We start from the raw sequence: 5,469 nt of genomic DNA, 5'->3' as shown, positions 1-5,469 counted from the left end.
AATTTGAATGATTTTAAAGAATTGATAAAATATTTTCCAAGTGACATCAACAGCGGATATTACCAAAAAATAAAAGAATATATCCAAATGCTAGAACGTACAGAAGTTGGTCAGCCTTACATCGATTTCACTTTAAATAACATTGACGGTGAATCCGTTACATTGTCTGAACTCGTTGGTAAGTCAAAACTTATAATGATTGATTTCTGGGCTTCATGGTGTCCTGACTGCCGCGTTGAAAATCCTAATGTAGTTGAAACTTACGAATTATACAAAGATAAAGGCTTGGAAATAGTAAGCGTTTCATTAGATACTGACAAAGAAGCATGGCTCAAAGGTATTGATGAAGATAATCTAAGCTGGAGCAATCATCTCTCAGCATTGAATGGTTGGAATTGTCCTGCAGCTACTGAATATGGTGTAGCTTTCATTCCTCAAAATGTTCTCATCAATGAAGAAGGTATAATAGTCGCTAAAAACTTAAGCGGTGAAAATTTAAAATTGTTTGTAGCTAGATATTTAAGATAATATGGAAAAAGAAATAAGAATTTACAACTACGGATTTAAAGAGTTAAGAACATACTTATTTGTTGCTCTTTTTGTTTTAGGTAATTTATTATTACCTCAATTATGTCATTTGATACCTAATGGAGGAAAGATTTTATTGCCAATCTATTTCTTCACATTGATAGCATCATACAAATTCGGAATTAAAGTAGGTTTAATGACAGCTGTTTTATCACCTATTATTAATAGTATATTATTCGGAATGCCTGCATTAGCAATACTTCCTGCAATATTAACAAAATCAGTAATTTTGGCTATTGCAGCAGCATTCATAGCAAGCAAAACCAATAAAATATCTTTAATGAATTTGTTAGCAATAATTTTGATTTATCAAGTTGTTGGAACTTTAGCAGAATGGGCAATGACATCATCATTTTATGTTGCTGTTCAAGATTTTAGAATCGGTATTCCTGGAATGTTGGTTCAATTGTTAGGATGTTACTTTTTGTTGAAACTTGAACGTTGAAAATTTTTGTTATGAGCTATGGGCTATGAGCAATTCAAACAGCTCAATTCTCGCTGCTCATAACTCACTGCAAAACTATATTGTCCATTGACACTATGAACATAGAAGATTTAAAAAATATTTTGTTAAAAGAAAATCACACTATAGTGATATATAAAAACGACGCCTCTGTTTATACTTCAAACGACAGGGGCGTTGCTCCTTTAATGAAATTGCTAAAAGAAAATAAAGCACAACTTAAAGACGCCATGATTGCCGACAAAGTGGTTGGTAAAGCCGCAGCTTTGCTAATGGCGTACGGCAAAGTTAAAGAAGTTTATACACCTACAATAAGCACTCCCGCTCTCAAAGTATTTAAAAATCATAATATCGAAATTCATTATGATAAAGAAGTGGGAAGAATCATCAACAGAAAAGGCGATGGTTTATGCCCTATGGAAACACTTTGCCTGAATATTGAAAATCCAGAAGAAGCGTTTGTGGCAATTAATAATTTACAATGACTTATTAACAATTGAAGTCATTTCAAATAAAAAAGAGTTATGATTTTCCACCATAACTCTATTTCTTTTTAATGCTAAAATATCAATCGATAAATTTTATCTTTTCGTAAATTCTTGGTTTGGCTTGTGGACGTTCGTCTGGATAACCAAAACCTATCGCCATTAACAATTCGTAACCTTCTGAAAATGATAATTTATCAAGATAAGGTTTTGCTTTTTCTGATTTCATAAATTGAATCGGTGCCATCAAAATGCAACTTCCAATTCCATAACCCCATGCTGCATTAACCATATTTCCTGCTAAAAGACCGCAATCAACTTGTGAACAAAATCCAGGTTCCATTGCAATAAAGACAATAGTAGGAGCATTGCGGAACATATTACGGAAATTAGGGTCTTTCTTAGGATTACGTGGATGATCATCGTCCATATCTGAAAGATACAAATCTGTAAGTTCTTTAATATAATTCTGATCATCAACAACACGAATTTCCCAAGGTTGCTTGTTCATTCCATTTGGAGCATAAATTCCACATTCTAAAATAACATTCATAATGTCGCGTGGAACAATCTCATCTTCGTAAGCACGAATGCTTCTTCTTGTCATTAAATTATCAACAACAATCTGTTCTTTGTTTATTTCTTGATTTACAGTTCCATTTTGTTGTTCGTTACAGCTTATCATTAAAAAGCTTAAACCTAACAAACATAATATTTTAGCACTTCTTTTCATAACTATTTTTTAAATTCGTTTTCATAAATATCATGTAATTCTTCATGTGTCATTTTCATGATATCTTTGTAATCCATGTTTTGGTTTACTAGCAACCATTCAAAAAATTCATCTAAAAAAGAATTGATTCCTGCAGAATTTGCCTTGTGATAAAACAAGCTTAATTTTTTTTCTGCTTTAATGTCATCGTAGCCTTCTTGCTGCTGCTTCAGTAATTCAATTAAGTTTTCCATATAGTTATTTTTTTTAAAGTTAATAATTAAGTTTCATTAATCAGATATGATTCTACAAATATACAAAATCAAAAAGCATTTGTCAATGCTTTAAGCACATTTTTTTTGTTAAACTTAATTAACAGACAAAACTATACAAAAACAATCCTAAATAAAACCTCTAATTTATCTTAATAATATTATCCCACTATACATGATGATAAGGTTCACCTTTTATAATTGTAAAAGCTCTGTAAAGTTGTTCTACAAAAATCAAGCGAATCATCTGATGCGAGAATGTCATTTCTGAAAGACTTATTTTGAATTTTGCTTTAGCATAAACTTCCTTAGAGAAACCATAAGGACCTCCAACAACGAATATAATTCTTTTAGTACTATTATTCATTTGTTTTTCAATCCATTGTGAAAAAGCTACTGAAGAAAATGTCTTACCATTTTCATCTAAAAGAATCAAATCGTCACCTGGGGCAACTTGCGATAAAATCAAGTCGCCTTCAAGTTTTTTCTGTTGCTCCTCATTAAGAGTCTTCCTATTTTTTATGTCAGGAATAACTTTCATTTCAAAAGGAATATAATGTTCCAACCTTTTGATGAATTTGCTTATTCCTGTTTCTAAATAACTTTCATCGGTCTTGCCGATAACCAAAAACAAAATTTTCATAAGCAAATTTAAACATTTTTTAAAAGAAAAAAATCAGAATAATTTTATAACTTTGAAAAAAATAAACATAAAATATAAGATAATGGAAATCAGTGTTTTTCTTAATAATATAAAGCAAGATTTTATTGAAAGTTGTAATTTATATCATCCAAATCAAATAGGAAACAGTATTACTATTTATAAAGATGAAAACGAGATTCCTGATTTAGATGGATTTGAACTTGCTATTATAGGCGTTGAAGAAGAGCGCAACTCATTTAATAATAAAGGCTGTAAAGACGCCCCAAACGCAATAAGAAAATCATTGTACCAACTTTTCAATCATTGGAAAGACATAAAAATCATTGACTTAGGAAATATTAAAACTGGTTTTGGAATAGAAGATACTTATTTCGCTCTTAATAAAGTTGTGATGACTTTGATGAAATATCGTATCGTTCCTATCATTTTAGGTGGTAGCCAAGATTTGACATATCCAATTTACCAAGTTTATGAAAATACAGGCAAACTTGTGAATATCACATCAATAGATTCTCGTTTTGATATAGGTCAAGATAATGAAGAACTTAATTCCAATTCTTATTTAAGTTATATTATTTTACATCAACCTAGTTTTCTTTTTAATTACACAAATATAGGTTATCAAAGTTATTATATTGACAACCAAAGTGTTAATTTAATGAAAGAGCTTCTTTTCGATGTACATAGAATTGGAAACATTAAAAATAATGTAGAAGTAACAGAACCTCTGATTCGCAATGCCGACATTGTAACTATAGATACTTCAGCTTTCTGCGCTGCCGATGCTCCCGGTGTTAAATATAATTCACCAAATGGTTTTTCATCAGAAGACGGATGCAAAATGACTCGTTACGCTGGTTTAAATCCAAAACTTACTTCTATAGGTTTCTTTGAATATAATCCTTCATGCGATGTTAATGATATAACAGCCAACACTATATCACAAATGATATGGTATTTCATAGAAGGTTTCAGTCTTCGTATGAATGATTATCCTACACAAAACAGCAAAGATTTCAAACGTTATAATGTCAGACTTGAAGATGTTGACGATGACATAGTTTTCCTTTGTCACAAAGTGAGCGGAAAATGGTGGATGGATTTGTCGTTCAAGAGTAAAGACAGAGAAAAATATGAACGACATCATTACATCCCATGTTCAAGAGAAGACTATGATATTGCCATGGAAAACGAACTGCCAGATAAATGGTGGCAATTCTATCAGAAATTAATGTAATTACTAATTAATTATATCTTTCTATCTGGATTATTTTCTAGGAACGAAGACCAGCTGCTGAAAGATTTTTTTCCTTTAGGAATTTTAACAGTTTTTGTTTCATCGTTATCACCTATTATATTAAGTGAACGTTGAAAATAATGACATACAGCAGCAGCTGTTGCATCGGTTGCATCCAAAAATTCTGGAAGTTGTTCAAACTGAATTATTTTCTGTAACATAAGAGCTACTTGTTCTTTGGAGGCTGCTCCGTTTCCTGTTATCGACTGTTTTATTTTTCTTGGAGAATATTCAAAAATTGGTATGTCTCTATACAAAGCAGCTGCCATAGCAACTCCTTGAGCACGACCTAGTTTCAACATCGACTGAACATTTTTTCCGAAGAAAGGTGCTTCAATTGCCAATTCGTCAGGATGATATTCCTCTATGATTTCAAGAACTCTTTCAAAAATCTTCTTAAGTTTTAAAGCTTGATTATCATATTGTTTCAACTTTAAAACACCCATTCTTAATAAGGATAACTGTTTGTCTCTCTGCAAAATCAAACTATATCCCATCACCATAGTTCCTGGGTCGATACCTAATATTATTCTTTCTTTCACCAATTTTTATTATTTTTGTGGAATTACAATTCGAAATGAATCATAAAGCAAAAATAATAAAATTAACAGAACTGACGGTCAAAATAGCAATCGTACTGTTAGGCATTTTTGTTTTATATAAAAAATTGTTTGTTAATCAAAATGTTATTGAAATTATCAACGAAATAGAAACTACATTTACCAATAACAATCAATTTTTTTTTATGATTATAGCTTTGTTATTAGTTCCTCTTAATATTTTTTTAGAAGGCATTAAGTGGAAACTTCAAATGAAACCAATAGAAAATATAAGTAATTGGAAATCTTTTCTTTCAATATTTACAGGAATAAGTTCTAGTATGTTTTTTCCAAATAGGATGGGAAATTTTCTAGGAAGAATTTTCATGCTGGAAAAAGGCGACAGAATCAAAGCATCGCTAACTACTTTGGTAGGTGGAATGGCTCAG

At 30.9% G+C, this 5,469-nt stretch carries 9 protein-coding genes; 5 read left to right on the top strand and 4 right to left on the bottom strand.

The window, feature by feature from the left end; all coding sequences use genetic code 11:
* From ACKI4K_RS07800 to ACKI4K_RS07790, 3 genes are all read left to right on the top strand, one after another.
* Nucleotides 1-528, top strand: a 528-nt coding sequence (locus tag ACKI4K_RS07800; protein ID WP_407423920.1) for a TlpA family protein disulfide reductase, incomplete at its 5' end; no start/stop codon positions are given.
* A 1-nt stretch (nucleotide 529) separates the two neighbouring features.
* Nucleotides 530-1,033, top strand: a complete 504-nt coding sequence (locus ACKI4K_RS07795) for a hypothetical protein (protein ID WP_407423918.1) — start codon at nucleotides 530-532, stop codon at nucleotides 1,031-1,033.
* Nucleotides 1,034-1,128: 95 nt separating this feature from the next.
* Entirely contained in the window at nucleotides 1,129-1,536 is a 408-nt protein-coding gene (locus tag ACKI4K_RS07790) for a DUF1893 domain-containing protein (RefSeq protein ID WP_407423916.1), read from the top strand.
* A gap of 82 nt (nucleotides 1,537-1,618) precedes the next feature.
* Here ACKI4K_RS07790 and ACKI4K_RS07785 read toward each other — a convergent pair whose 3' ends face one another.
* The 3 genes from ACKI4K_RS07785 to rlmH form a co-directional block, all read right to left on the bottom strand.
* A complete protein-coding gene (locus tag ACKI4K_RS07785; protein WP_407423914.1) occupies nucleotides 1,619-2,269 on the bottom strand; it encodes a nitroreductase family protein in 651 nt (216 codons plus the stop codon).
* A gap of 2 nt (nucleotides 2,270-2,271) precedes the next feature.
* Nucleotides 2,272-2,502 carry a hypothetical protein gene (locus tag ACKI4K_RS07780; RefSeq protein WP_407423912.1) on the bottom strand — a complete coding sequence of 77 codons (231 nt, stop codon included), beginning with the start codon at nucleotides 2,500-2,502 and terminating at the stop codon, nucleotides 2,272-2,274.
* A gap of 187 nt (nucleotides 2,503-2,689) precedes the next feature.
* Nucleotides 2,690-3,163 (bottom strand): 23S rRNA (pseudouridine(1915)-N(3))-methyltransferase RlmH, encoded by a 474-nt coding sequence (gene rlmH, locus ACKI4K_RS07775; RefSeq protein ID WP_407423911.1) that lies wholly within the window; start codon nucleotides 3,161-3,163, stop codon nucleotides 2,690-2,692.
* An 82-nt stretch (nucleotides 3,164-3,245) separates the two neighbouring features.
* Between rlmH and ACKI4K_RS07770 the strand changes: the two genes are divergently transcribed.
* Nucleotides 3,246-4,421: a formimidoylglutamase gene (locus ACKI4K_RS07770; protein WP_407423909.1), complete on the top strand. Its 1,176-nt coding sequence runs from the start codon at nucleotides 3,246-3,248 to the stop codon at nucleotides 4,419-4,421.
* Nucleotides 4,422-4,432: 11 nt separating this feature from the next.
* Here ACKI4K_RS07770 and ruvC read toward each other — a convergent pair whose 3' ends face one another.
* On the bottom strand, nucleotides 4,433-5,023 hold the full coding sequence (gene ruvC / locus ACKI4K_RS07765) for a crossover junction endodeoxyribonuclease RuvC (RefSeq protein ID WP_407423907.1): 591 nt from the start codon (nucleotides 5,021-5,023) through the stop codon (nucleotides 4,433-4,435).
* A 35-nt stretch (nucleotides 5,024-5,058) separates the two neighbouring features.
* Between ruvC and ACKI4K_RS07760 the strand changes: the two genes are divergently transcribed.
* Nucleotides 5,059-5,469 (top strand): hypothetical protein (locus tag ACKI4K_RS07760; RefSeq protein ID WP_407423905.1); only part of this gene is annotated, 411 nt, incomplete at its 3' end.

This window comes from Methanobrevibacter sp., assembly GCF_045644645.1.
Taxonomy (GTDB): domain Archaea; phylum Methanobacteriota; class Methanobacteria; order Methanobacteriales; family Methanobacteriaceae; genus Methanocatella.
The sequence above is the reverse complement of the archived record's forward strand: the minus strand, read 5'-3'. Positions and strand labels throughout refer to the sequence as shown.

Bases quoted from the DNA above. Each gene is read 5' to 3' on its own strand.
- ACKI4K_RS07795 (WP_407423918.1), top strand. From the start codon at position 530: ATGGAAAAAGAAATAAGAATTTACAACTACGGATTTAAAGAGTTAAGA.
- ACKI4K_RS07780 (WP_407423912.1), bottom strand. From the start codon at position 2,502: ATGGAAAACTTAATTGAATTACTGAAGCAGCAGCAAGAAGGCTACGAT.
- rlmH (WP_407423911.1), bottom strand. From the start codon at position 3,163: ATGAAAATTTTGTTTTTGGTTATCGGCAAGACCGATGAAAGTTATTTA.
- ACKI4K_RS07790 (WP_407423916.1), top strand. From the start codon at position 1,129: ATGAACATAGAAGATTTAAAAAATATTTTGTTAAAAGAAAATCACACT.
- ACKI4K_RS07785 (WP_407423914.1), bottom strand. From the start codon at position 2,269: ATGAAAAGAAGTGCTAAAATATTATGTTTGTTAGGTTTAAGCTTTTTA.
- ACKI4K_RS07770 (WP_407423909.1), top strand. From the start codon at position 3,246: ATGGAAATCAGTGTTTTTCTTAATAATATAAAGCAAGATTTTATTGAA.